Annotated in this window: 15 protein-coding genes; 4 read left to right on the forward strand and 11 right to left on the reverse strand. The window is 45.8% G+C overall.

From position 1 onward, the window contains the following. Window positions 1-22: 22 nt before the first annotated feature. From BJP37_RS12715 to lepA, 9 genes are all read right to left on the reverse strand, one after another. On the reverse strand, window positions 23-2,620 hold the full coding sequence (locus BJP37_RS12715; RefSeq protein WP_075899253.1) for a glycosyltransferase family 2 protein: 2,598 nt from the start codon (window positions 2,618-2,620) through the stop codon (window positions 23-25). A gap of 176 nt (window positions 2,621-2,796) precedes the next feature. Next, window positions 2,797-5,400: a cellulose biosynthesis cyclic di-GMP-binding regulatory protein BcsB gene (locus tag BJP37_RS12720; protein ID WP_075899255.1), complete on the reverse strand. Its 2,604-nt coding sequence runs from the start codon at window positions 5,398-5,400 to the stop codon at window positions 2,797-2,799. Window positions 5,401-5,575: 175 nt separating this feature from the next. After that, window positions 5,576-6,877, reverse strand: a complete 1,302-nt coding sequence (locus BJP37_RS12725; protein WP_229415287.1) for a family 8 glycosyl hydrolase — start codon at window positions 6,875-6,877, stop codon at window positions 5,576-5,578. Between the two features lie 371 nt (window positions 6,878-7,248). After that, window positions 7,249-9,681 (reverse strand): tetratricopeptide repeat protein, encoded by a 2,433-nt coding sequence (locus BJP37_RS12730; protein WP_081431163.1) that lies wholly within the window; start codon window positions 9,679-9,681, stop codon window positions 7,249-7,251. A 69-nt stretch (window positions 9,682-9,750) separates the two neighbouring features. Beyond that, window positions 9,751-11,022 (reverse strand): RNA-guided endonuclease IscB, encoded by a 1,272-nt coding sequence (iscB, locus tag BJP37_RS12735; RefSeq protein WP_075899257.1) that lies wholly within the window; start codon window positions 11,020-11,022, stop codon window positions 9,751-9,753. 273 nt (window positions 11,023-11,295) lie between these two features. Continuing rightward, complete coding sequence (locus BJP37_RS12740; RefSeq protein WP_075899259.1) at window positions 11,296-14,934, reverse strand: atrophin-1 family protein; 3,639 nt, start codon at window positions 14,932-14,934, stop codon at window positions 11,296-11,298. A gap of 960 nt (window positions 14,935-15,894) precedes the next feature. Then, on the reverse strand, window positions 15,895-17,286 hold the full coding sequence (locus BJP37_RS12745; protein WP_070392769.1) for a UDP-glucose dehydrogenase family protein: 1,392 nt from the start codon (window positions 17,284-17,286) through the stop codon (window positions 15,895-15,897). Window positions 17,287-17,412: 126 nt separating this feature from the next. Beyond that, a complete protein-coding gene (locus BJP37_RS12750) occupies window positions 17,413-18,348 on the reverse strand; it encodes a UDP-glucuronic acid decarboxylase family protein (protein ID WP_070392770.1) in 936 nt (311 codons plus the stop codon). A 291-nt stretch (window positions 18,349-18,639) separates the two neighbouring features. Beyond that, window positions 18,640-20,451, reverse strand: a complete 1,812-nt coding sequence (gene lepA / locus BJP37_RS12755; RefSeq protein ID WP_075899261.1) for a translation elongation factor 4 — start codon at window positions 20,449-20,451, stop codon at window positions 18,640-18,642. Window positions 20,452-20,626: 175 nt separating this feature from the next. Here lepA and BJP37_RS12760 point away from each other — a divergent pair, with 175 nt between their 5' ends. The 4 genes from BJP37_RS12760 to BJP37_RS40995 all read left to right on the forward strand — a co-directional run bounded on the left by BJP37_RS12760 (window position 20,627) and on the right by BJP37_RS40995 (window position 24,083). Beyond that, window positions 20,627-20,911 (forward strand): hypothetical protein, encoded by a 285-nt coding sequence (locus BJP37_RS12760; protein ID WP_229415288.1) that lies wholly within the window; start codon window positions 20,627-20,629, stop codon window positions 20,909-20,911. Window positions 20,912-21,043: 132 nt separating this feature from the next. Continuing rightward, the gene (locus tag BJP37_RS12765; protein WP_075899263.1) at window positions 21,044-22,768 is read left to right on the forward strand and encodes an ATP-binding protein; all 1,725 of its coding nucleotides are present in this window, start codon (window positions 21,044-21,046) and stop codon (window positions 22,766-22,768) included. 508 nt (window positions 22,769-23,276) lie between these two features. Next, on the forward strand, window positions 23,277-23,927 hold the full coding sequence (locus BJP37_RS12770) for a DUF3386 domain-containing protein (protein WP_075899265.1): 651 nt from the start codon (window positions 23,277-23,279) through the stop codon (window positions 23,925-23,927). A 3-nt stretch (window positions 23,928-23,930) separates the two neighbouring features. Further along, window positions 23,931-24,083 carry a hypothetical protein gene (locus tag BJP37_RS40995; RefSeq protein WP_198954023.1) on the forward strand — a complete coding sequence of 51 codons (153 nt, stop codon included), beginning with the start codon at window positions 23,931-23,933 and terminating at the stop codon, window positions 24,081-24,083. A gap of 140 nt (window positions 24,084-24,223) precedes the next feature. Here the strand turns inward: BJP37_RS40995 and BJP37_RS12775 are convergent, their stop codons facing one another. Next, window positions 24,224-25,015, reverse strand: coding sequence for a cobalt-precorrin-6A reductase (locus tag BJP37_RS12775; RefSeq protein ID WP_075899267.1), 792 nt, complete (start codon window positions 25,013-25,015; stop codon window positions 24,224-24,226). A 2-nt stretch (window positions 25,016-25,017) separates the two neighbouring features. Further along, window positions 25,018-25,212 carry a hypothetical protein gene (locus BJP37_RS12780; protein ID WP_075899269.1) on the reverse strand — a complete coding sequence of 65 codons (195 nt, stop codon included), beginning with the start codon at window positions 25,210-25,212 and terminating at the stop codon, window positions 25,018-25,020. Window positions 25,213-25,807: the final 595 nt, after the last annotated feature.

The following is a 25,807-nucleotide window of genomic DNA, read 5'->3' on the forward strand; positions in this document are numbered from 1 at the left end:
TTCAACCCGATTAAACCTTAAACTAGAGTACTTTCAAAAGCTGTTTAATTTTTGTCTCCTGTTTCTGCTTTAACTGATCTGGGAACTTCAACTCAATGGCAACTTGATCGGATAAATCTTCGACATCCACAATTTGAGCCAACAATCGCTGTGGTAACTGGTTAGTCGATTCCTGACTCAATAGCAAGCCAACGAAGGGTTGGTCTTGCTCCATTCTTCGTAAATCTTCTGGTGTGAGCAATGGACTAGTTTGCTCCGTGGTGTCAGAAAATTCAGTGCTGCGGTCTAATTCCACCCGTAAACTCATCACTCCCATTTCAGTTGCCCTGCCACTGTAAAACTTACCTTCCCAATAAAGCTGAGCAGTAGCCCTAATCTGTTTCCGCACCTTAGTACTACTGGTTTGGGTGTTCAACTCTCGGAAGGCACGGAACACACCAGTGGCTAAGAAACCTAAGGAGCCCATGGGTCGGTCTAAGGTCGCACGCTTCTGGGAATACCACTCCCTGACATCGGAATAAATTACTAGGACTAAATCATCTAGCTGAGCTTGAGTGAGGTTGATAAAATTAATCGCAAGGTGAACTTGATGGTCACTAATCGGTGTCTTGCGGATAATTTCTCCAGCAACAAAGGCTCGTCTGCCGTAATCTCCCACAATTTCAAGGTCTACTTGATCAGGTAGGTTGGGCCAGCTATCTAAGGCAATTAAAACTCCGCTTTCTGAGATATTAACCGTTTCCCCTGGCCAACTCTGGTCAGTGGTGTGAATTGTCACCGGAAGGCGTCGTAGCAGGCGGTGTTTGGGGCGTTGTTGGGGTTGTTCAAAGGCAACCAGCAAACCTGCTATCAGCAGAACCGAGTTAAAGACGCACCACATGGCGTTAACCAAGACCGCTTCTGCATCTTCTGGACGCAGCAGCAGCCAAAACGGAACAGCTAGTAAGGCAGCAATCACTATAGCTGTTACTACCAAAAGACCCTGTACTGACTGCCAATCAAAACTCCGCTGACTAACCGATACCCCCTTGTCAGTTACATTAAATGAACCGAGCTTGGGGTTAATCACCGCCATCAGAGTGACATACCCCGTCTGGAATGACATCACAAATTCAAACACCTCGTTCCAGAAGGAAAAGCGAACTTCTTTGTAGGTGATATAGTTAGCATTGAGGCTAATCAGTAGATGGGGCAGGGCATAAAATAAGGTTTCTAGCCCCAAACCCTGAATGGGATTGATGCCAAACAATAGGAATAGAGTGGGAGTGACAGCGTAAATCAGCCGGGGAAAGCCATAGAAGAAGTGGGAGGTGGCTGAAAAATAGCAAATCCGCTGGCCTAAGGTGAGATGTTTTGCCTTCCAGTTCAACAAGGGGAATTCTAGCCGTAGAATCTGAGCCATTCCCCTTGCCCAACGCACTTGCTGACCCACATAGGAGGCAAAGGTTTCAGGGGCTAAGCCAGCAACCATAATCTGGTCATAGTACACTGACTCATAACCTAAGGAATGGAGTCGGAAGGCCGTGTGACAATCTTCTGTAACGGTTTCAACAGCAATTCCCCCAATCTCCAGCGCATGGGTTTTGCGAATTACCGCTGCTGAGCCACAGAAAAAGGAAGCATTCCAGAAGTCATTGCCCTTTTGCAGTACTTTATAAAAGAGTTCATTCATGACTGGAATCTCACCCTTAGTATAGAGATTTCGCTCAAAGGGGTCGGGGTTAAAGAACCAGTGGGGCGTTTGCACAAAGGATACGTTTGGGTTGTAGAAAAACCCGACTGTGCGCATCAGCAATTTTCGCACTGGAATGTGATCGCAGTCCAGAATCAATACCAGATCGCCCTTGGTAGTCTTAAACGCTGTGTTGATATTACCTGCCTTGGCATGATCATTGTTAGGTCTAGTCAACAATTTACAGCCGATTTCTTCGCACATCTGCTTCAACTTTTTGCGACGCTCTGGATACTTTCTGCCATCATCTAAGACATAGACTTGTTTTTTATCCTCCGGATAGTCCATAGCCAGAGCGGCTACTGCTGTATTGCGGACAATTTCCACAGGCTCGTTGTAGGTTGGAATGTAGATATCAACCTTGAACCATTGGTCTTGAGGATAGTTAGCCAGATCAACGATTTCTCGGTCTTTGATTTTGAGAGTTTGAAAATAAGCTAGCACTAGGGTTAGAATTGCATACAATTCCGCCCCCAACAACAGCACACAGAAAAACCCGTTGATCCAAGTATCAAAATTTAGGGTATAGGCAAAGCGATAGTATAGGTAGCGCATGGTGGTCACCAGGCTCAGCCATACTAAAAACAGATGAAAATACTCACTGACTGTTTTATCAGATTGTTTGGCTTCAGTGCGCACTACCACTTGACCAACCAATATTAGTGCGATCGCTACAATCCCCTGCTGCCTGACTGTTAGGGGTGTAGTAATCAGGGGTATGGATAGCAACACCAGCAGCAAAATCAGCCACGACAAGTGATTCGACCCTAGCCGTGCTAGGACTCGGTCAAAAAACCGAGGTAGGCGATCAACGAGTAATGTAATTAAAGGGGAGCGACGAGGGCGATTTTGCCTATTTCTCGATTGTTTGAATAAGGAAAAAGACATAGCAATTTATAGCATTTTGATTTGAGATGTGAAACTAATATTGATGTAAGTATTCAGCCGTCAGCTATCAGCTATCAGCTGATAGCTGACAGTGGAATTTTGATTTAATCCTATTTAATAGACAGACAAAAGTAAATACTAATCAAGAGTAAAGACTAATCACTAATGACTAATTACTAATGACTTTTTTGATCTGTCACACGCTTGAGGTACAACTGGCTAATGCCATAAAGCAGGAAGGTTACGCCCAGAATACCTAAAGCTAGGAACCACCAGTTTTGTTGGAGGAAGAACGATGCTTTACTGAGGGCGGAGGTTTTTTCAATGCGCTTCTTAGAACGGGCTAGTTCAAAGAACTCTAGCTTATAGGCATCGGGGTCATAACCAGCAGGGTCTTGTTGATAACTACTAACTAAAACCGTATCCTTCTGCAACTGGTAGAACCAAGAATCTTTAGTGAGAATCTGCCGCACCCGGTCTAAGCCATTTTCCGTTTGACCACTCAAAGCCAAAAGTACCCGCTGATTGTTATAGGGAGACATGATTTCTTTAATTACCCCTTCACTATCCGGTAGAGTCTGGACACTAGCTTCACCCCACTGACGTCCTAGAGCATTACTCAAACGCAAACCACTTGACTCAAATACCTCTGGAAAGGGAAATTCCTCTCTGGTGCCAATTCCGACCAGATTGCGCTTCCTCGTGATCTGATCAGGCAATTGTTCAATGGTGTAAACATCCAGCTGTACTGAATCTGCCTTACTTAGACGTCCTAAACGTTCACTGACAGCTAGGAGGGTGAGCAGATCGGTATCAGATGGTGTCTCTGACAACACGATCGCTGTATTGGACAAATCTTGAGGAGCTGCAAATGGGTAACCTACTTGCAACAGTTCTAGATTAGGTAGTTGAACTGACGGCTCCCGATTAACTTTGAAGTTGGTCTCAGCATGAACCGTACCGGTTAGTTGTTGATCGGTAATTTTACCACACTCCTCTGGTTCCCTGGGGTTCAGCCGGAAAGCGACTTTGATTTTAGAGGTGGGTTTAATCAGATTGGCAGGAAGATCCACTTTGAGAGTTTCTCGCTGTGAGCCATCCCTCTTAGTCAAGCGTTTACCACCAATTAGTACATCATCTAGTAAGACTTCTACAGCAGAGGTGCGAGGATTGACCTGGGGACCATAACTGTAAACTAAATTCATGGAACTGCCCCGTTTAAACCGATCATCCGGTAAGGCCCGAAAATCAAACTCTACCGGTGGTGCTGAAGTCCCTCGCACCGTGACGTCTTTAAAGGGTTTACCATTGGGCTGAGTAGCGATGTCTTCGAGAGTAAAGGAATTTTCTTCTGGCAAATAACCAGGCCAATTTCGGGGGGATGGTATTGGTACATCCCGAAGCTGATCTACGAAAATTAATTGACCTGTGCCAAGTTTACTGGTATCTGGCTGTACTAAAAACTGGGCAGCCTTTTTCACGCCATCTGGGCCATTGCCAGTCACCACCAAGACCGGGTTACTGCCATCATTGACTGTGGTAAGTGCTAGCACACCGACATCATCGGGTAAGGGAATCTGATTCCCATCTAAAATCTGATTCCCGGAGAAGGTAAAGGGCAGTGCTAAAGACTTCAAAACTGGTTGATCCCCAGGAGTCCCCATCACAACTAAACTATCGCCCCACTCTAATTCGTCGATAGTCTCTACCAAACGGGTGGTAATGGGACGGAAGTCAGCCAACCTGCCTAAGGAAGCCTGTAAGCGAGGGGCAGCAGTCAACCAAGATTCTAAGGACTCCACGGATCGGGTCTGGACATTCCCCTGCGGCAGCATATAAGCAATGCGATTGGCATCTAAGCTGAGTTGATCAAAGAAAGGATAAGGATAGCGACTGAAGTTTAGGGGAATAGGTTCAACTTGGTATTGGAAGATTAATTTGGAATCCGGCAAAACCTCAGTCCACAACGTGGCATCCCCTCCATCCGTACAGCCAGTGGTGTTGTGTTGCTGGGCTACTAGGGAAAGTTCATTGTAGTCCTGGATCAGGGTCGTTGGAATAGCAAACATGACGTTAGCCACCTGAGACTGCTTGCGGTTGAGAGGGACACTGGCCACACTGGTACCATTAATCCGCAAGGTCAGGTTAGAGCGATTTGCAATCAAGGCTGGTGAATGCTGGAAGCGGATTAAGGCTTTGGCGGTTTTTATATTCCAACCCCTCGGACGGGTAAAGCCCAGTCTTGCTTCCGAATAAACCCCCCGCATACGGAGGCGATTGCCTACAATCGGAGAGCGGTTAAATTGCAAGATGTACTCACTTAATGGGATATTCGGCGTAGAAGCAATTGGATTTGGGGTAGATTGGGGCTGTGAACGAGGTTGGGACTGGGAGCGGGGTTTGGTCCGTGGCTGAGGTCGGGCAGCTGGTCGAGGTCTGGTGGGAGCAACCCTTGCTGGCGCAGGATTAGAACGTCTTTGTCGTGGCGCTGCTGGAGCAGCTTTTGGTCTAGGTCGCGCCGCTGGCCGAGGTCGAGGTTTAGGTTTGTAGACTGGAGCCTTAGTGGGGGTTTTGGGTAAGCTGTACTTCTGGATGAACTGGTCTTCCTGTTTTCTGAGGTTACCGTCCCCTTGAGCTCTGGTTAGGGTAGTACCGATGCCGAGGGTTAATACCATGCTTGCACATAGCAGCAACAAGGATAATCTAGGACCTAGAGAAGGACGTCGTTGATGATTAGTCGTACGATCTTGGGCTTGGGAGCGGCGAAACAAGAATTTCATAATCTTAACAATAGAGAATACTAGGAGAATAGTAAGATCACCCTTAATTTATAAAGAAAAGTTGTATTGCTTAGGCTTAACTTTAACGATTGAGACCATTTTTGTCACCTGTATTACCTGATTGATCGGTATAGTTATCGGTATAGTTATTGGTCTGTTTAAACTATTCCCCTCCCTAACTGGGATTTAACAGGTTGCGGTCGATGGCTGTGGTAGGCAATAACCCTAACCAAGCTAAGTTTTGGGTATAGTAGGCCGATTGATCATCCCAAATCCCTTCCTGATATTGTGGTAATAGTTTCTGCTCTATCAATTCTCTAGCCATGGCTGGTTCAATTAAACGTAGGGCAGAATAAAGCATGGCATATTGGGAAGTTGCTTCGTAAGTCACCGTTGGTTTTCCCTGGATGTCAATCCTGGCGGGCAGCTTTGAAGAAGAACGCCACAGGGATTGCAAATGCTGGGTGGCAGTACCGAGATAGGCAAATGCTTCTGGGGTATTGAACCAAGCTGCATCCCAAGCAACCCTCCACCACACTCGGTAGGCATCAAAACTATAAGAACTTTTGAGTGGACTGTCTGGTGGCAATGGCTGGAATTGACCAGTTTGGGTGTCAAGGGCGACCCAATCGCTGGGTAAGCCTACAGCAGAAACCTGGGAAGATTCTTTTAACACCTGGTAGCTACTATCCACCAAACTTAACCAGTCATGGTTGGAATCAACTTGGGCAAAGAGACGAAAGGAGAAAGGAGCAAGATATGAGGGGTTGAGATATAGAGTTGATGGAGAAGGGACAAAGGCTGCTACAGGTCCTGGCAGAAGATAGCGCTTTCCCCTTACCTCTTTGGTGGACAAGTTCCAGAGATCTTCCAGCTTAGTCAAAGCTAAGTCTAGGTATTCCGGACGATTCCAGCGGCGGTAAGCTAAAATTAATGCCGTTGCTGCATCAATATCGGCATCGCTGGCAAAATTTCTGTCAATCGCACCCCAGTTACCGCTCTGATCACGACCCCACTTCCACACCCACAGTTGATCTTCGAGAGTACCATTGGTTCCTGAGCGTTTGAGATTGTTTTGAGACCATTGTAAGGTTAGGGCAAAGGTGGTGGGGTCATCGGCAATGACCGCTCGCAGCATCCCATAGGCTTGCCCTTCAGAGGTTGAGCGATCGCTAGCTTCGTAGTCGATGACTCGCCCGTCTTTTTGAATAAATTTCTCTTTGTATACACTCCAACTTTCTGCTATAATATTACTTTCGTCTATAGGTAAAGTAGTCTGGGGAGGGTCTGGTTCAGGATACTCACGGTAGACTGAAGGCGTTTTGGTTGGTGATGACTGGGGGGGTGTTGGGGTTGGAGATCGTCTTGACAATTGATGGGGAGCACAACCCAATTGACTCAACATAATGGTGACAGTAACGATAGAAACGCTCTTAGTGCGACCCATAAATAAATGTTGACGGCTGTTGTAGGACATCGTAAATTTGCGGCTCTTACATTTACTCCTCAAACATAGTTGGATACAAGCCTCTAGATTGATCCAACCTGGTCTTTTAAGGCAAGAAGTCTGAACATCAGCCTAGCCCAAAAACATCAGAGTTCAGAATTATTGAATGCTGATATCGGCTTTAAAAGTCTGGATTATTGATTTGTGATTATAAAATAGCCAATTTTTAATTGCCAATTTTTAAGTGTTCATTGCCATTTGGGATTTTCTCTTTTCATACCTTAATCCTTTATACTTCATCCTTAATCCTTAATCCTTCATCCTTGACACTTCATCCTTTATACTTCATCTAGACTTCATCCTTCACACTTCACACTTCATCTAGACTTGATCCTTTATCCTTAATCAAAACGTTCCCAAGGCGGTTGGAAACCCCTGCGGAACAGAAATCCTTCTTGGATTTGCTGTCTCTGACGGGACAGAGTAGCAGTACTAGAGCCTCGACTGAATTCCTCCAGTCTTAGCTGTTCCAACTGTTCTAGGGCTTTGACTTTGAAGTCTTCAGTCTGATTTAGTCCAACTAAGGCACGACGTACCCCAAAATCCAGGGGTTGGATCGCAAGACCCCTATAATAGAGTTGCTTGGCCGAGTCAAAGCGCCGTTGTTGGAAACGAACACCACCTAAAGCAGCAATAATCTCCGTGTTACTTGGTTCTGCGGTCAAAATCACCTGATAGGCGCGCTCTGCTATGTCTAACTCATCAATCGCTTCTGCCAATCGCCCCTGCAACAAGTATGTCTGAACGGAGTAGGGAGCCCGATTGACTAATTCAATCACCTGAGCTCTAGCTAATTCTGGACTACGCTGAGCAATAACCTGAATTAAACGGCGGTTTACTGGTATGTTGTCTGGTTCAGATTGCAGGAGCGAAATGTATAGGGGTTCCCGTGTGGGATTGGCAGGTAGAGCACCAACTAGAGCAAAGAGTTCTTGGGGCGGAAGCACATTGGGTTGTGTCTGCAACCAATAGTATACAAATGCCTCAGCTTGGGATTCTGGAATCAGATTCGCTTGATAGGCAATTGTAGCTCGTGCTAGCTGTAGGTTAACATCACTAGGATTGAGCGCCACTAGTTGGTCATAAAGTGCCACAGCTTCCCCTGGTCTATCCTGTAGCAGAAGTATAGATGACAATCCTTGCAATGCACCATTGAGAATATCTCGTTGTGGGTTGCTGGCAATCAAGGCTTGGTAACGCTGACGGCTAGCAATCCAATTACCTTCACGACGTTCAATATCTGCCGCTAGCAACTGTACTGCCCGATCGTCAGCTCCCTGGGGTGTGGCGGTATATGTAGCCAAAGCATTTCTAGCTGAGATCAAGTCATTGGCTTCAATGTAAAGTTGAGCCATCCGAAAGTACAAAAACGGGGCGTTAACCCCAGATGCCAGGATATTTTGGTAAATAGATAGAAATTCTGGCCCCGGCGGCTCGATCGGGATCAAGGCGTCTGCCACCGCTTGCAATTCCCTGGGTTCAGTAGGTAGGGGAATCAGTATGGTCGCTAGACGGTTGCTCAATTGAGCTTGAGAAATTAACCCGGTCTGACGTTCCAGACCCACGATCTTAATCATCAGACTACGGTTATCAGGCTCGAAGGCAAGCTGTTGTTGGTAAAGCTGCAATGCGGTTGCCCGTTCGCTGGGTATGCCTGTGAACACATCAGCTATCTCCCGAATTAAGTTAGGGTCATTAGGATTCTCTGCCAGTGCCTGGCGGTAGAGCATAGAGACTTGGGCTTCCAGGGCTGGATCTTGATTTTTATTGCGAATTTCATTTAGCGATCGCGCTAAGGGCAATGTGGCTTGAGAAAGACCTTGTAAAGGCTCTAATACAGCCAAGGCTTCAGAGATTTGTCCATTATCAGCATAGGATTGGGAGAGGGCGGCTCGGGTTTGGATGCCTAGGTCATCCAGCTGATCGATTAGGGCAAACCCCACTAACTCGTTTTCCAGAACCTGCACCGCCTGAGCCGCATTGCCAGTTTGCCTTAAGGATTGGGCATAAGCCAGGACAGCATAGCCACTAATCACATTCCCTGTCGCGAGGTATTGATTAAAGAGTTCCAGACCCCTTTGAGGGTTACCGTTGTAGGTGTAAACTTCTGCTGCCCCTATTAGCACATCTGGAGTAGGGTCCGTTTGCAGCACAATTTCATAGTCTGCGATCGCTTCACCAAATCGTTGCTGATAACCATACAGCAGAGCTCGCCTGCCACGAGCTTCTGTATCATTGGGATTAATATCGAGCAAGACCGTAAGGGCTTCAATTCCCTGAGCCTGCCATTCTTGTTTATAAGTCCCGAACAGACCTACTGCACTTAGGGCTAACTCATTGGTAGGGTCTTCAGCGATCACCTGTTGATAGGCATCCCAGGCTTGGTCAATCAATCCCTGTCGGCGGTAGGCGATGGCTAGGCCAATCTTCGCATCAATGGATTGGGGATAACGCTGGACAGCTTGCTCAAACTCTTTAATTGCCTCCTCCACTCGTCCTTCCCTGAGCAGATTAAAGGCTTTGATAATCGGCACCGGAATAGTTTGGGCTTGAGCTGCCTCAAGGCAAAAGGCAAGAGGGAAAAGGGAAACAGTTAAGGGTAAGAGGTAAACGGTCAAGGGTAAGAGGTAAATGGGTAAATATTTTACCACACGGCGGCACGGATGGCAAGGTGAATCCAGTCCCTTTGCCTTTTGCCTCTGACCCGAGGATTCTCCGCTCTTTATCGGGGGTAAGCCTTTTCCCTTGTTCCTTTTGCCTTCCTCTAGAATCATCTTTCCGCCTCCCGGTCGTCTCCCGCTATAATCTTTGATTTAGCGGTGAGAGGAAAGGGAGGACAGAGTTTAATGCCTATAAGCATAACCATCTTTCCTGTGAATAAATTGACAATATTTATGACTGATACCCTGCACCAGTCCTGATTTAGTTGAAATATTAAAAGATCCGGATTTCCGGGTCGCAACTCTTCCCACATAAGTACCGATTTTTTTGCCTTTAGTTACAACGGCGCGAACAATATCTCCTGTTTGAAAACCTTTATGAATCTTAGTTCTTGAACAGTAACGGATAGGAAACCCATACTTGTTTGTTCGACAAATTTTACGAGTACCGTGACCTTTAGCGGCAATAAGTAAAGGTTGATAACCCTCAATAATTAAAGTATCAACTTTGCCAACATTTGCGGCATCCAGCCAATGAGTTTTAGGTAGGTTTTGACGACATCGGTTGAATTTAGTCAAACCACCACTCCCGACTTCAACAGGTAATCCGATTGATTTCAGTTCATGGTACAACTTCCAACGAGTTGTGTTAACGGCAGCCGCATCAGTTAAAGGTCTTTTGGCTTGAGACAAAACCCGTTTCAACACGTCAGGTTTTCCAGATAAGAACTGTTCGATTTCTTGAGCAGACTTAGACTGATTGCATGAATGACACGCAATAGCTAAATTAGAGACTCTATTCGAACCACCTTTAGATAATGGCTTAATATGCTCAATCTCTAACTGAGTACCCGTTGTCCCACAATAGGCACATTTTCGATTCCATTTTTCGAGTAGATATTCTCGAAAAATGGAATCGTAGAGCGTACCTTGCTGATACTCAATGCCAGATATTTCGGGATTTTGCAACTTCTGAGTGTCAAATCTAACCAACTCTTGAGAGATTCCTGCAATGGGACATAAACGAGTTAGTTTTTTAACCCAAGTCAAGATGTTATGAACTCTAGACATTAGGCTAGGAGCTAACCAGCCTTCTGGTCTAGACCGGTTAAGAAATCTAGGCTTGCGATACCGAGTTTTGCGGTTACGGCGAGCACACCTTAGTTGCCTACGAGAAGTTAAGGCATCTCGAATTTGAAAACCTCTGTGAGTAAGTTCACCGCCCCAAACTATTCGGTTACCTTGAACAATTGCTAAGCCACTTGTTTTTGCTCCGGGGTCTATTTTGAATTGTGACCCGTGGGTTATTGGTTCTTGTATTTCCTCCGTTAAAATTATAGTAAATGGGTAACGACGATAGACTTTAGCTTTTCCTGTCGAAAGTAGAATTCTAGCTCTCGCCGGTTTGCATGGATCTAAAGGTTGTCGATTTGAGTTAAGTACAAATACACGCATAATTGTGTTTTCTCCTATTACTAGGGTAAAGTTAGCTTAGTCAAAGTTATTTCTCGGTACTTTCCCGATCGCACTGACTTAACTCAACTAGGTCTGTTTAACGACCGGGTTCTAGAGCTGGGGACTAGCTACGCATCTCCAGGTATGAACACTAACTCTCAGAAATAACGTAGTTCTGTAAGAACCTAGACTGGTAAACTATGAGCTTGAAAGCTCCCGCTATAGTCTGTTCGCGCAGCGTCGGCTACGCCGAAAGACTTAGCGGTGAGTTGTTTACTGAGTCAACCTACCTCTAGGAGTTACATCAAAATCAGTTTTCAATCGAAATCCGGCAAAGGTTTCCTTTAAACTATTGCGTTGCTGAAGGCTAAAACCAAGCCGCACATTCGGTAAAAATTGGAAATCGTAGTATAGCTCTAAGACATCTGGTACATCATCCCCATTTTCCTGGCGCAATTCCTCATTGGAGAGATCCCGACCATAGGCTAATCCTACCCGGTCATTCTTAGAAAACAAATCCAAGAAGGTGATTCCGAAACTGAAGGTGTTTCCCTCTTCATCCAAATCCCGGTTGCGGTAAATCCCATAGCGACCAAATATGCCCATATTCAGTTCAGGAATAAACACTTCGCCATTGACACCAAATGCTTCTTCATCATCATTCTTGTTGATGCCAAAGTCATCCCTTCCCCGTTCGATGGAGAAAATTTCCCGGAAGCCACTATTGGCACCACCATCCCTGCCTGAGGCATAGGTTCCTCGCACGATCACATTATCGTAGCGCAGACCAATTTCTCCAGCCAAGCCATTGAGGTCAAATCGCTCCAGACTTTCAGCTGATGAAAACAGAGCAACTTTGCCTTCTATATTGTCTGTCACTGCCCAGTTAACCAATAAACCTGGACGAGATGCGATCGCAGTAGCACTCAAGGCTGGATTAGTTTGAAAAACTGGATTAAAGAAATGGCTTACCCCATCCTTGGCAAAACTATTGCGATCAAAGTAGGAGGTTAAATCCAACTGACCGACAGAAAAGCGCAGAGTGGGTAAGGTGCTAGCAGGAGCAGCCGTAAAGAACAACTGATTGATAGTTGCCCCTTCGTTAGGTGAGTCTACCAATTGGTCATTTTCGCTAGTCAGATCTAGGGTAGCTCCAAACAGGAATTGGGGCGTTAGCACATAGTTTCCGTCCAAGCGAGCTCTGGCTACTGAATTTTCCCCTTGAGTCACGAAACTACCCTGGAAACGCAATGATGCTGGGGTGAGAGCGGTAGTAGGCAGCAAGGGGCGACCGGTGGATTGGGCAGTTGGGGGAGAGGTTGGTCGATTCAGGTTTGAGTTAGGAGCCGGTGGCCAGGGTTGTAGTGCTGGTTGCAAGAAGGGTACTTGACCAAAGCCAGGGGTATTGGGATTTGGCACCACTGGGATGGGAGTGACTTGCCCTGGTACCTGCCCTGGGGGGGTGGCCGGGAAAGGAGACTGACTCAAGCCAGGGATGTTGGGATTTGGCACCACTGGGATCGCCATGACTTGCCCTGGTACCTGCCCTGGAATGGTATTTAAATACTGTAGCTGACCTAAGCCCAAGCCATAACTACTGCCCCCTATCGGAATGGGATTGATCGGGACTACTGACTGGGGGGCTGGGGCAGTTCTCAGATAGGGCAGCTGACCTAAACCCGAATTGTAAGGACTACCCCTCATGGGCATAGGATTCACTGGGGCTGGCAGAGGAGCGGGCATGGGTCTCGGGTAGGGCAACTGACCGAAGCCAGGGTTATAGGTAGTACCCCCCATCGGAATGGGATTGACTCGGGCTGGCAGAGGAGCTGGTGTAGTTCTCAAATAAGGTAGCTGACCCAAGCCAGGGTTATAGCTAGGGTTATAGCTATTTATCCCCTGGGGGGTAGACATGCCGAACCCTGCCGTCGGCATCAATAGTACAGTTTGTGGGAAATATGGCAATTGACCAGGATTAACATTATTCGTACCCATAGTCGTACCCAAGGGCATCGTCCCAGTTACTCCTGGCATCATCGGCATCAAGAGTACCGTTTGTGGCACGTAAGGGAAATAGCCCCAATTTGGGTTAGGAGTATTGCTTCCCAACGGCATCGAGTTAGGAAGTGCTGGCAATGACGCTGGTGTCTTGCTTTGTGGGAAGACAGGCAGTTGTCCTACCGCTTGGTTTTGGTAGTTATTCAGAAATAGGGGTGTGACCGTTCCTTGGCCTAGCTGCTCCGGCAGGCTTGGTGGGGAAGGAGGCAGTTGCTTGAACTTGTTGGGAAGTTTACCAGCATTAGACGGAATTGGGTCTGTTGGTACTGCCAAAGGTTGGGTTTTTGCTTGGGAGGTTGTCTGCTGGTTGGAGCTAGAGTTGGGACTATTCGGAACTAACTTCGGAATTAGGGATGGCAGGAGCTGATTACAGGCTGTGTTTGTTTGACAGTTGCTCCAGTTAGCTGGGAGTACTCCTTCCAAATCTACACTCGAACTGCTGCCATAGGGCAACAGTTGGCTTAGCTTGAACTCCGTGAACGTTAAGTCTATTTGCTCTAGGTTTAGCGTCGATGATGACACTAGAGGCTTTTGATGTGATGGCGTTAACGCTAACTGGTCTACTTTAGTGTCAGCTTTAGTGTCAGCAGATTTCTTCTGGGTGACTAGCTTAGAGTTAGCTGCTTTGCTGTGTTTTAGTTCCGACGACTCTGGGACTGGTGAGCCTAGTTTCGAGGTAGCCTCAGGGTTAGGTCGATGAGAGACTTTAGTAGTTTTATTGAGCCGGGATGACTTTGGTAACCCATCCCTGTGTCCTGGTTTTAGCTCCAGTTTCCCTGGTTTTTGAGGCTGTTGAGATAACTCAGGGATTTCCGAACCCACCTTTTTGCTAGTGGTGAGGTTAGGTTGGCTAGTGGTGATGTTTAGGGAAGCCGACGTTTTGGCTTTTCCAAAGGGTGGCATTGCCCTAGCTCTAGACCTGGCATAGGGTGATCTGAACTTGGGTTTAGTTGATTGTCTTTGCTGGTGGTTACCTGTCGGCTGGGCTAGGGTAGTTCTGTTTTCTCTACCGTTTTCTCTACCGTTACTGCTTAGTAAAGCCGACTTTTTGCCTTTGGGCCGTGCTGGAATAACTTTGGCTATCTGCTCTGGCTGGGCCTTAGCCGTCGGCTGGATTGGAGCAGCTACAGTTTTTTGGACGGTTTTTTGGGAGGCAGTCCTTGAGGTAGCTGAGCTTTGGGTTTTCAGCGGTGCAGAAACAGCTTTAGCTGTAGACTCCCGTTTGGCTAATTTTTGCTGCTGCTGCAACCGAGATAATGGTAACTTCCTCCTGGTAACAGAAGAACTGGGCTGAGCAGATTCCTTGGTTTTCAGCAATGCAGGGAGAGCCTCAGGGGTAGCCCTTGACTGGGGTGAGCCTAACTTACGCTTAGCTGCTGGTTTAGCTGATTGTTCAGTCTGGGGTAAGACGTGCGGCGGCACAGCTGAAGTCAGTTTCCTGGTGGAGTTGCTCCTTAGGGCAGAAGATCTTTGGGTCTTAATTGGCTCAGGGATTGTCTCCTGTTGACTTTCAAGCTTTCCTAGTGCTAAGATTTTGGTTTGGGTTACTTGTTCACTTTCTTCACTAATGGATTGCTCTGAATCCTTGCTCTGATTTGTCCGGAGCTGCTCTAAAAACTTAGTATGTTTAGATAGGGTAGTTGCCTGGGCTGGTTCAATGGCACTGAAGGACAGCATCCACACTACGACGAATGACCCAGTACTAAGCAGTTGCATCCATAGAAGGACATTCTTGACTATCCATCTCAGACATTGACTAGTTGTTTGATGGATTGTCGGGGTTTTTTGCCTAATCAATCCTTTCTGTAAACCCTGTCGCCGCTCTAGGAAAGGGCTTGGTTTTTGGCGACTCATACTACCTCCACTCTCATTGATCTTGCCTGACGACCAGTTATGGTCACAATTTTAGGGCACACCCAGTTCTAGATTATTTTGGCTCAGATTTGTTGAAAACTGAACCAAAATTAGCTCAGATCCCTAGGATTTACTTGGACTGTTAGTGATCTAAGCCAAAACTATCACCAAAATTACCATTACTAGAGTTTAGTGCTTAGCTCGATTTGTCGCCAACTAGATCACGCTTAGGTTACTGATCAGGTTTGCTGATAGTCAATGGTTGTTGGCATCCATGAAGCCATTAAACCATTAACACAGATATTTAATCCCCCCATAGTTGACCAGCAAATCAGTTACCTGACCTACCCTGTTGGGGTAGTGCCGATTTCTTGGTAGGACTTTAACACTTGCCGATCACCTAGCCAATGTTAATGGCAATTACTGGTCAGTTAACTCAATTTAGATGCTTGATGCCCCCGTACCAACCTTGCTGGGTGCTGATTGGGGTTTTGTTCTTGTTCAACACCAACAATAGTCTTAACACAAAGTTGTTTGCAAATCCCAACAACTACGATTTTTACCTTTGGGGATGGGGTTTGGGTATTTAGCTAGTATTGACAAAAATAACTGAGGGGTCAGACCCCTCAGTTATTCTAGTACAGGATTTCACTTATGGCAATTTACATGTAAGTAGTATGCTAAACCGACTACCACAAAAATTCTAAAGGTGCGCTTGACCCATTAAAAATTAAATTCGCTTCAGGCGCGCACCAAAGAGGTGCGCGCCTCCTAGGGCTAGTAAATTGCCCTTGGGTCGCACCTATCGGCTTTCGCCGACGCGGGGCGCGAACGGGCGCACACCTAAAAGATGCCGGTAATTTCTTGATCAAAGGGCTCCAGGAAAGTGCTGATCCCTGGAGGAGGAAGTAACAACACAACTTGATTGTCAATCCTCGCTCCATGAGGAGGAGATAGAGTTCAACGACCAATTCCCAAATACGAGAAACCAGCACGTTCTAGCTGGTTCCGATCTAGGAAGTTGCGGCCATCAATGATCACCGGATGGTTCATCAGCTGGGCCATTTTACCATAGTCCAGCTTCTGGAACTGATCCCAATCTGTAACTAACACTAAAGCATCACAGCTATCAGCCAACCGTTCTGGATCGGTTTCGACAATCACGTTAGATAGACCATGACGCATGCCAGTTTGGGAAATAATTGGGTCATAGGCTTTGACCTTGGCTCCGAGTCGGTTTAGTTCTTCCACCAGATTTAGAGCAGGAGCATCCCGCATATCATCAGTATTGGGCTTAAAGGTCAAACCCAACAGGCCCACTGTTTTACCTTTGAGGATTTTAAGCTCTTTCTGGAGTTTTTCAACCGCAAGTAGACGTTGGCGTTTGTTGACACTGACAGTGGCTTTAAGCAAATCTGCTTCATAACCGTAATCTTCAGCGGTATGGAGTAGTGCTAAGACATCTTTGGGGAAGCAAGAACCACCCCAGCCAATTCCTGCTTGTAAAAACTTGTTGCCAATGCGGGAATCTAAACCAATTCCTTGAGCAACTTGGGTAACATCAGCACCGACGCGATCGCAAATATTGGCAATTTCATTAATAAAGCTAATTTTAGTAGCCAAAAAGGCATTAGCCGCATATTTAATCATTTCAGCTGAGCTGAGGTCTGTAGCTAGTACAGAAACTGGGGGAAGGGATTTGTCTTCGGCAAACTGGCGTTCGACAATTGGTTGATACAGTTCCTTCATCATTGCGATCGCTTGTTCGCTATTGCCTCCTAGGACAATACGGTCTGGATTAAAGGTATCGTAAACTGCTGACCCTTCTCGGAGAAACTCTGGATTACTGACCACATCAAAATCCGCTGTAATGTCTTCTGCTGCTTCAGTTTCAGCTTGCCCTCCTGCAGTTACCAAAGATTTCTGGCGTTCAGCTACCCCATCTAGGACAATCATGCGTACCCAATCTCCAGAACCAATGGGTACCGTTGATTTGTTAACAATTACTTTGTAACCATCCTTGAGATGGGAGCCAATCCCTCTGGCAACCGCTTCCACATAACGAGTGTCACTTTCTCCGGTAGGTAGGGGGGGAGTTCCCACTGCAATGAATAAAATTTCCCCATGCTCTACCCCAGCCGCCAAATCTGTGGTAAACTCAAGTCTACCTGCATTAGCTGACTCCTGCATTATTTCCGACAGTCCCGGTTCATAGATGGGAGACTGTCCAGATTTCATCAGCTTAACTTTTTCTTCGTTGTTGTCTACACAGATTACATGATGACCGATATGGGCTAAGCAAGCGCCAGTTACTAAGCCCACATATCCTGTACCAATCACACAAACGCGCATGGACCTATGCCTCAATTAATATAAACTTCAATGGTTAGTAAAGGTTAGGGAAGTCTCACGGTTGGAGCCAAAGATAGTATTGGCCCCCTGACCCGAGGTTGATTGATTTAATTAAATCTGATTGTTTTACTCTTGAGGAGTTAAACGCTTACGGAAATCGGATACTGTCAAATCTAACCCTTCTGACAAAGGAATAGTAGGTTCCCAACCTAGTAAAGTTTTAGCTTTACTAATGTCTGGTTGACGACGTCGGGGGTCATCCTGAGGTAGAGGCTTAAAGATAATTTCTGTATCAGGATTCACCATTTTCTGAATTGCCTGAGCGAGTTCTAATATAGTGTATTCTCCAGGATTTCCGAGATTAATCGGTCCGGTATGGTCATTATTCATAAGTCGAATTAGTCCTTCTACTAAGTCGGAGACATAGCAGAAACTTCGGGTCTGTGAACCATCCCCATAAACCGTTAAGGGTTCCCCCTTCAGAGCTTGCACCACAAAATTGCTAACGACTCGCCCATCATTTTCCAGCATTCGAGGACCGTAGGTGTTAAAAATGCGAGCTACACGAATGTCTACACCATTTTGTCGATGGTAGTCAAATGCGAGGGTTTCTGCCACTCGCTTCCCTTCATCGTAACAACTGCGGATCCCAATGGGATTGACATTACCCCGATAATCTTCTGACTGGGGATGGACGTCAGGATCCCCATATACCTCAGACGTGGACGCTAATAAGAATCTCGCCTTCACCCGTTTGGCTAACCCTAGCATGTATAGGGTACCCATGACATTGGTTTTGATAGTCTTGACGGGATTGTACTGGTAGTGAACTGGGGATGCTGGACAAGCAAGGTGGTATATTTGATCAACTTCTAACCGAATCGGTTCAGTGATGTCGTGACGGACCAACTCAAAGTAGGGGTGTGACAGCCATTTGAGGATATTCCGTTTGTGGCCAGTATAGAAGTTATCCAGACAAATAACTTCATGACCTTCTGCCATCAAACGATCAATTAGATGGGAGCCGATAAAACCAGCCCCACCAGTAACTAGGATTCTCATGCCACTGAACTTTTATCATGTGAAATCAATCCTAAACTAACCTCTGAGTTTAACTGTGTCCAGTTAGACAATTTTTTTTTTAATTGATGGCAAAAATTCCGGATATATATCTCCCCATATAGTTGTTCACCTACCTTGAAAACCGATTCAGTAATTACCGAAGGTTATCATCAAATTTTCTTGGCTGACTGGTTGAAAATTACGCTAGTTCGTATTACTAGGTTGGTACTAAGCATTACGAGATTAGTACTCGGCTTTCAGCTCTGGACGTTTAATGACTCAATCACCCCTCTAACCTTGGTCAAGACGTAATACTGCCATAAACGCTTCCTGGGGAACATCAACAGTGCCTACAGCCTTCATCCGCTTTTTCCCTTTTGCCTGCTTTTGGAGAAGTTTTTTCTTCCGGGAAATGTCACCACCGTAGCATTTAGCCAATACATCTTTTCTCAAAGCCGGAATATGTTCACTAGCAATGACTCGACTACCAATAGCCGCTTGAAGAGGAATTTTAAATTGGTGGCGGGGAATAAGTTCCTTAAGTTTCTCCACCAAGGTACGACCCACATAGTAAGCTTTGTCTCGGTGAACAATTACGGCCAGCGAGTCCACAGGTTCCGCATTAATCAGTAGATCCAGCTTGACTAAGGGATTATCTCGGTAACCAATGAGCTGGTACTCCATACTGGCATAACCCCGAGAGCGAGACTTCATTTGATCAAAAAAGTCAGTAACCACTTCTGCTAGGGGTAATTCATAAATTAAAGTAGTCCGTCCTTGGGCAAGATAAGTCATATCCTTAAAATCCCCACGGCGGCTTTGACAGAGTTCCATCAGAGTCCCAACATAGGTTTCTGGAGTAATCATTTCTACCCGGACATAGGGTTCGGCAATTTTTTCCCGTTCTTGGGGGGATGGCAGGGTACTCGGATTATCAATTTCAAGGACTTCTCCCTGATTGGTGGTCACTTGATACACCACTGAAGGGGCAGTGGTGATTAGCTCCAAATCATATTCCCTTTCCAGGCGCTCTTGAACAATTTCCATGTGCAGCAAGCCTAAGAAACCACAGCGGAATCCAAATCCCATGGCAGAGGAAGTTTCTGGTTCGTAGTTCAGGGCAGCATCATTGAGCTTGAGCTTATCTAATGCTTCCTTTAAATCCTTATACTGGTCAGCATCCGTGGGAAACAAGCCACAAAAAACCATGGGTTTGGCTTCCGTGTATCCCGGTAAAGGGTCAATAGCTGCTGCTTTTGCTAAAGTAATGGTGTCACCAACACGGGCATCGGCTACCGCCTTAATGGCAGCAGCTAGGTAACCAACTTCACCCGCGTGGAGTTCATCCACTTGGACTTGGTTAGGGGAAAGCACCCCTAGCTCATCAATTTCGTACTCCTTGCCAGATGCCATCAAGCGAATGCGATCGCCTTTTTTTAGAGTGCCATCGACCACTCTAAAATAAACGATTACGCCACGATAAGCATCATAGTAACTGTCAAAAATCAACGCCCTTAGGGGTTGGTCTACAGTATCGATTGGAGGTGGAATTAGATGTACAATAGATTCCAGGATTTCTTGTATGCCTATACCTTCCTTGGCTGATGCTCGAATCGCTTGGCTACAATCAAGACCAATGATATCTTCGATTTCGGTACTTACCCTTTCCGGTTCAGCTCCAGGCAAGTCTATTTTATTTAGAACTGGAATAATTTCTAGATCGTGTTCAAGGGCTAGGTAAACATTTGCTAGAGTTTGAGCCTCTACACCTTGGGATGCATCGACTACCAACAGTGCTCCTTCACAAGCCACTAGTGAGCGCGACACTTCATAGGAGAAATCCACATGACCGGGAGTGTCAATTAAATTGAGAACGTACTCGTGACCATCGCTAGCAGTATAGTTCATCCGAGCCGCTTGCAGCTTAATCGTAATTCCCCGCTCCCGTTCCAAATCCATATTGTCCAGGAACTGTTCTTTCATCTGGCGGTCGCTTACGGTCCCAGTAGCTTGCAGTAGGCGATCAGCTAAGGTCGATTTCCCATGATCAATGTGGGCGATAATCGAAAAATTACGAATATGAGAGACAGGGGCATCAGTCATAAGCTATTGGTATAAACCCAGTCAATAACTGGTCTATTGAGTTCATGCTTCACTTAATGTATTTTAATGTTTTCCGTCAGAGGTAAGGGTACTATCCCTGGAATGGTTATAACTGAGCCAGGCTATTTGTCAGTTATCGTAAAGTTATATTAGTAGTGTTATTAGCCCATCGATTATGAATGATCATGCCTTACATCAAGAGGGTTTGCTTGAAAACCACCTTGACTCTACCAAAGCTACTAACGTAGATTTATCACGTTCAGCTGACAAAGAAGAAATTTCTATTCATTTGGATACGGAACTCTTGGATCAAATCAAACACTTGACTAATGATCCGAGTAAAGTAATAGAAACGGCAATTCGTCAATGGCTCAGGGGTGAAAGGGGAACAGATCAGGAATTAGCCCGTACCTTTGACCGAAATCCGCCCCTGCCCCCCCGAGGTGAGTGGAACGATTGATAGACAAGAGGTAAAGGCATCTACTTTGAGACGTTGCCATTGGCTCGTGCGTTAGGGTTGGGTGGTTGCATTTACATGTTGAAACGGGAACTGAGGCTCCCGGTGTTGCTTGTAGTTTCCAGGTTTCTTTTAATGGCTGCACCTGTGAATTTTCAATGTTTTCAAACTGGATATATAAATAATAGGCAATCCGCTAGTGCACAAGGTGATTCTAACTTTTTGCAGGGTTTAGGGTGTGAGCTGGTGTATACTCAAGAGGCATCGGGTAAATGCCTTTCTTTTTACTGGCAAGCTGCTGAGCAATATGGTCTGAGTTTCACACAAGTGGTGGGACTTCCCCTAGAAGATGCATTCTGCCCGACTGAAGCCGAAGCCTACCAAGAGAGGCTTCAGAGAATTTTGAGCCAGCGAACCCCTGAACGTTGTCTTCAATCGTTTTGTTACCAGGACAAATCCTTTGCCTTTGAGTTGGTCATTAGCCCCATTTTGCCAGCGGATGGCGAAGCAACCACTGTTCTAGTTATGGGGCGCTTTTTGCCGGAATCATCAATATTGGAATGGCGGGAATCTCCTACAAGCCTAAGTGTAGACCCCCATCAAAAATTACTCACCAAAATTGCTCGGCAAATTCGTCGTACCCTCGATCTAGATACCATTTGGCAACAAACTGCCCAAAGTCTAGGGGAGGCACTCCAGGTCAGCCGTTGTCTCGTGTGCTATTACAAACCAGACGCACGGGTAACTAAGGTGCAGGCAGAATATTGCCAACAGCCCTGGCGGTCAATGGCCAAACAACTGTTACCCTTAGATTCTGAGCCTTACCTCCAACAAGCCCTCAGTAGTCAGGAGCCACTGCTGGTAGAACACATTGTTCCTGGTGAATGGGAACAGTTATCTGTGTTGGTGGTTTCAACTTCTTATAAAGATGAACCTAATGGTTTGATTTGTCTACAGCAGTGTGATCATCGCCGTCAATGGAGTGCCGCAGAAATCAAGTTAGTGGGGGAATTGGCTGAACAAGTCGGCACAGCGATCGCTCATGGCACCCTTTACAAGGAGCTAGAAATAGCTAGTGAAAGGGCTGAAGAGGCCTCTCGCCACAAAAGTGATTTTCTGGCTAATACTTCCCATGAGTTACGCACCCCTCTCAATGGCATGATTGGGTTTCTGAAGTTGGTTCTTGATGGCATGGCAGACGATCCACAGGAGCAACGGGATTTTATCCAAGAAGCCTACAATTCTGCATTGCATCTGCTCAATATTATTAATGATATCCTGGATATTGCCAAGATTGAAGCGGGTAAAATGGAGCTAGAACTCGCTCCAGTAGAATTAGAGTCTCTGTTTAGAAAAGTTGAAGACTTTACGATCAATCAAGCCGAGCTAAAAAACCTCAGCCTCAGAATTGAAATGCCTGATGTCTATGATGGCATTGTTATGTATGGTAACTATCAAAGGCTGCTACAGGTCATGTTAAACCTAGTGGGCAATGCCATTAAGTTTACTGATGAAGGTGGGGTGACTGTTAGTGCTGAGGTGATCCGAAAGAAGATAACTTTCAAAGGTACAGAATTCCCAGGATTGGTTAAAGTTCGAGTTGCTGATACTGGCATCGGTGTTTCCCTCGACCAGCAAGACCGGCTGTTTCAAACCTTTACCCAAGTCGATGGTTCCCGAACTCGCCAATATGGCGGCACGGGTTTAGGCCTAGTCATATCCCAAAAGCTGATTGAAACCATGGGGGGTGTGGTCAATTTTTTCAGTATGGGGGAAAATTTAGGGTCAACAGTTACCTTCACAGTACCTCTTTATCAAGTTCCTGTGATGGTTTCCAATCAACCAACTGATATGGATTAACCATCCACTTAAAAGGTTACCCTTACCATCACCGCTCCCAGTGACTTTAGCATGATCAAGGGCTGATAGCTGGCAAGGGATTGATTGGCTTAGGGGGTTAGCTGAAGGCTGGCAAGCTTAAGCGATATCCTCTGCTGGAGAATTCGATCAAATCTGGTTAAATAACCATACTTCCTGCTGACGAGAACAGGGAGAGCAGCTTTCAGAACTATGGAATTAAAATAAAGTCAGCTGATCCTGTTAATGGTTAATAGTTCATTTTTTATAAAACCTAACGGTAAGATTAGCAAACTTTTTGTGCAAAATTTCAACTAAACTTACCTATACTTATTCCAAATCATGATAAATTTGGGAGTAATGGTGAAAATTTAGTTTTAGCTTAAAGTTAGCTGAAACTACCTCACCCAATTTAAAGATTCTATATCAAGCAGTAATGCTATAATAACCAGCGTCAGAGATTAGTGAATGAGTAGTCTTTGGATAAACTATCGGTTGACTTAGCAAGACTATGATCGAAAACGAAACAGCTCGTGAAGTATTCCAGGCGGCTTACGAAAACCGCTACACCTGGGACGACGATTTTCCTGGTTACAAAGCTGACCTGGAAATTAAGCAAGGTGATGAAGTATACACTGGTCAAGTTCGCATTAATGGTGATCACAGTGTTGACGTCAGTGGGTTTGATGATGAAAAGGTCAAAGAAAGTGTCTATAACCAGATGCGGGATATTGTGACCCACCGCAAGCGGTCATCCTTTGAAAAAGCCCATGGTAAAAACCAATTTAGCTTTGGTGACAATGATTCTACTGGTGCAGTGGAAATTTTTGTCAAGGGTGATGCTATGGGCTCTAACTATAAAGTCCGAGGGCAGGAAATTTGTCATGTCAGTCGCGTGATGGGTCCGATGGCTTTTACAATTAATACCAACGATAGCCTAGATACAGGAGAAGGGTATATTTCTTCAGGCTACAATGCCATTTTTCGCAATGCCAAAACTGGTGATTTGATGGCTAAACGAGAGTTTGAAGACAGCTTTGATAAAGTTGGTGATTATTATATTATGACTCGTCAAGTGGTTTATGCCATCGAGGAAAAAGGGCGGACAGCTACTGAATTCAACTTTTCTAATATCAGGTTACTCGAACCAGCTATGGTTTAAGCTTTGGTTGTAAGCTATCAGCTATCAGCTATCAGCTATCAGCCATCAGCCTATGCGCTACGCGCACGCTACGCGAACAGCCATCAGCCTATGCGCTACGCGCACGCTACGCGAACAGCCTTGGCCAAGGGCAAATCCCCAGACTTTCAATTCTGATTAATCTCGAACTATTAAATTCTACCGTTTGCGTAGCGTGGCCATAGACCTGCATAGGTTTATTTTAAGCTTACGGCTGACAACTGACGGCTGACAGCTGACGGTTGAATGCTTACGTTTTATTTAAGGGGGAGAAGAGTTCAAACATAACGATCGCAAAACTCTAATCCCACAGATACATTGCTGGTTTGCTGGGGATAATCCACAACTGGGCGAGTAATGATAACTAGGGAGATGCCTAACTCATTAGCTAGGGTTCGTTTGATATCTTCTCCCCCAGCAACCCCAGATGCCTTGGTGACAACAACAGAGATGTCCCAGTGATGCCAGAGTGCCTTTTCCAACTCAGCTGGTACCGGAGGGCGCAGGGCAATAATTCGATTTGGGCTAAATCCAGACGCGATCGCTACATCGATGGCAGTAACACTCGGCAGAATCCTGGCGTATAGGGTTGACTGGTCTTGCCAGCTACGGAATAAGGGTAAATGTTTGTAACCGATGGTCAGCAATACCCGCTGGTGATGGAGATAGTTACCAGCAATCAGGTCTTGGAAACTATTGAGATAAATTATTGGTGAATTGTCTAGTTCAGAACTTACCTGAGAATTTAGCTGTTGTCGTTCAAAACGTAGGTAAGGTATATGCCGAGCACAAGCGGCTGAAATCGCTATTTGGGAAATTTCTACCGCATAGGGGTGAGAGGCATCTAGGATCGCTACAATACCATGCTTCTCCAAAAACTGCTCTAGCTCATTTGTATCTAAACGTCCGACTCGAACCCTTAAATTTGGGGTTTGGGGATAGAGGGATTTAGCCGCCGTTGTGGTAACGGTTACTGTACAGGGCATACCCCTGGATGCGATCGCATTTGCCAGAGTCACACTTTCCGTGGTTCCACCAATCAGCCAAATACGGCCACTGCTATCTAGCACTCCTATCTGCCCTTCAGGGCTTTAGTAAAGTTTTTGCGATAGGACTTATTGGCAACGATTAAAGCTGGCCACAACAGTGACAAGTATATCCGATTGGTTAAGCTCCGGTTGAAGTCAGTGCGCTCAAACCCCCTCCAGAATTTCCACACGCCGTAGCCATAGACTACCAGTAACCCTAAGACAATTAACTTAGCCATTCATCAAAAATCTTGCCATATTTGGAAACCCCGTCTCAACTCAGATAGGCGTCTCGCCTGACAGGGATTAAAAGCGAGCCCTTGGGGCGGTTTTAACTACCCTTGATGAATCTGGGTAGAAGACATTTGGTTATTGTTACATGCTTTTTCACCTCCGGTGCTTTTTATAAGATAATTTTTATATTAATGATAATTTTACCTTATCAAGCCAGTGTTAGACCATGACCTCAATACCATAAGTGTGTAGGTTAATCAACCGAATTGATTCGGATTACAGCTCCTAGTAGCATTGATCCAGATCCAGTTTCTCTAGTCTTCATTTGTGGTGTCACCCTTAGGAGTTACAGACTAGCCAAACTCAGTAGTGATCATTACCTGAATGAAGAAGCAGCGGGTTAACGCGCGATCTTTCTTCTGAGGTCGGAGGAAACTTGGCGACACCAGTGTCGTTAGTTATAGTTCCGCCAGTCTTTGTCGAAAGCACTCTTTTATGAATCACTATCGACGCTAGCATGCCAAAATCACGGTTTTGAGATCAAGTCACTGTTTGTGGAGGTGAGTAAACAGCTAGAAAAAATGTCCCAGAGTCTACCAA

Origin of the sequence: Moorena bouillonii PNG (genome assembly GCF_001942495.1) — a bacterium.
GTDB lineage: Bacteria > Cyanobacteriota > Cyanobacteriia > Cyanobacteriales > Coleofasciculaceae > Moorena > Moorena bouillonii.